This window comes from Vibrio sp. M260118 (assembly GCF_036533755.1).
Classification (GTDB): Bacteria; Pseudomonadota; Gammaproteobacteria; order Enterobacterales; family Vibrionaceae; genus Vibrio.
The window spans coordinates 1-2,170 of the sequence record NZ_JATABG010000479.1; the positions used below are offsets into that span (position 1 = coordinate 1).

At 39.3% G+C, this 2,170-nt stretch carries 3 protein-coding genes; 1 reads left to right on the forward strand and 2 read right to left on the reverse strand.

From position 1 onward, the window contains the following. Together QTO00_RS18595 and QTO00_RS18600 are read right to left on the reverse strand one after the other, a co-directional pair. Positions 1 to 880: adenosine deaminase (locus tag QTO00_RS18595; protein WP_331426095.1), on the reverse strand; the 880-nt coding region annotated here is incomplete at its 3' end. A 9-nt stretch (positions 881 to 889) separates the two neighbouring features. Then, positions 890 to 1,204, reverse strand: a complete 315-nt coding sequence (locus QTO00_RS18600) for a helix-turn-helix domain-containing protein (RefSeq protein ID WP_083135936.1) — start codon at positions 1,202 to 1,204, stop codon at positions 890 to 892. Between the two features lie 114 nt (positions 1,205 to 1,318). Between QTO00_RS18600 and QTO00_RS18605 the strand changes: the two genes are divergently transcribed. Continuing rightward, entirely contained in the window at positions 1,319 to 1,831 is a 513-nt protein-coding gene (locus QTO00_RS18605; protein WP_331426096.1) for a hypothetical protein, read from the forward strand. Positions 1,832 to 2,170 lie beyond the last annotated feature (339 nt).

Here is a 2,170-nt window from a genome sequence, read left to right on the forward strand (position 1 = left end):
CGCTGAGAGTAGAACCGTGTATAGAGGGATTGTCTGAACAGATAACGAAAGGTATTTCGTACTTAACCATTTCTGTAACAGGGTGAGATTCATTCTCTGCTACAGCATTTGTTAGACGATTGCTTACAGGGCACACTTCAATGCAAATATCTTTGTTCTTAACTAACTCAATCAGTCTTGGATCTTTAACTATTGCTGTTCCATGGCCAATTCTATCGGCAGAGTAGTTAATGATGGCATCTTCAATATTCTGGGGATTACCTGTTTCGCCTGCATGGATTGTAATAGACAGCCCTTCTTCATCTTTAGCTGTTCTAAATAGATGCGCTGTCTCTGGAGGAGGTGAGATATCCTCATTACCAGCTAGGTCCAATCCAATGACTGACTGAGGGCGGCCAAGAGATTTATAGGCATCTACTAATGCTCGTAAGTGTTCTGGAGCGTACTCCCCACGCGTGATAGTTAGAAGTAGGCCTGCTTTTATATTGTAACGACACGAGAACTCTTCTATGTCTTGTAGTAGCCATTCCAATGCTTCTTGCACTGTAATATTGTTTAGGAGGGATATGTATATGACGCTATTGCGTAGCTCTACAAATTTAACATTATCATTTTTGAGTTCGAAGAATGCGCTATCTACAATTTTAGATAAATCTGCTCTACTTTGTGGTACTAACCTGAGTGCTTGCCAAGGCGTTAAGTATTCAGCTAGAGAGCTAGCTGGAGTTTTTCTCGTTAAGTCGTAACGTAAGTCAAAACCTGAGGGGAGTTCATTGATACTTGCTTGTAAAAGAGATCGGAGAAGAGCTGTGTTGGCGAGGCCGTTCAAGTGTACATGCAACTCCCCTTTGGGCATTCTTTTTATATCAATGAAGTTCATGTTTGTTTTTCAGTCCCCACTCATATCTTTGATGATTTGAAGCAGCTTCATTTTATTTTCTTTGGAGAGTTTTTCTATATACAGAGACAGCTCTGCCGAGACTTCGTCCTCACAAAAAAAGTAGTTCAAAGGTACACCAAGCTCGTCCGCAATCAATTTTAGCGTTTGAACATCCGGTGTATGTTTCCCTTTTTCATACTGGTTCATTCTCGGACTCGCAGAGCTTTCATCCATACCTATTCGCACTCCCAAGGCTTTCTGAGAGAGTTTTGCTTTCTTACGCGCTTCTTTGAGACGTAATGGGATTGGACTTTGGAATGACACTTATGGCTCATATTATGAAACTCTACTTAACTAAGATTTTCTTAGTTTTACCGATCTCTGTATACTAAGCAATCCTTAGTTTTATTGCGGTATAAGTATTACATGAAGCGTTCTATTAAAATCAGTGCAGAGATGTACAAGTTATTGATTGAAAGAACAATTGATGATTTTTCAGTGACTGAGTTGAGGGATGAGTTTATTGTCCTAAGAGGTTTCCACATTGATGCTGATGAAGCGCGTAAAAAAGTTTATCGACAAATCTTGCGGTTCATGAAGCATGGCTGGCTTAGGAGTGAAGGTAGTGGTCATCAGAAACGCTATTTTCAGACGGAAGCTTTCAAAGCTATTCAGGTGGAACCTAAATTAGTAAATGTAGACATTGAGATTGCATCGGATCAGGGCTATTCGGTCTTAACTAGTGAGTATAACCATTACAAACGAGAGCTAGAGGTTGTTTTAGGTGAGATTAACGAATACCGTTCTCTGAATAAGCGTTTCCCAGAATTAGAACCGAAACTGGTTATGCTCCTTAAAGGAGCAAGAGAGCGATCAGTGCAATTATTAGGGAAAGTTAATGGGCTCAAGAGTGTCCTTAGAGTCCTCGATGAGAAAAATCAGACATGTTGAGACTTGTTGTATTAGGCAAGCGTTAGCGGGCAGTTAACGTCATAATATGAACGCTATTGATGTGTTTAGGTTGGTTCTTTAATGATCGCGCCTAAATTGCGGTCTTAGATCTTTATGAATGATGATGTACACGAAATACTATAATCACATGACTTAAACGAAATGCTCAAAATGTGAGTGGTTTAACTTTCAATTATGTTAGGATTGCCCGTTTTCGCATATTTGACGTAGAAATCATAATATGTGTCAAAATTTAATTGTGCTTTTGATTATTGTATAAGCACTTAGGTTATTATTTGTTGGTATGTTGTTCATCACTTGTCATTCACTATCAAGTGG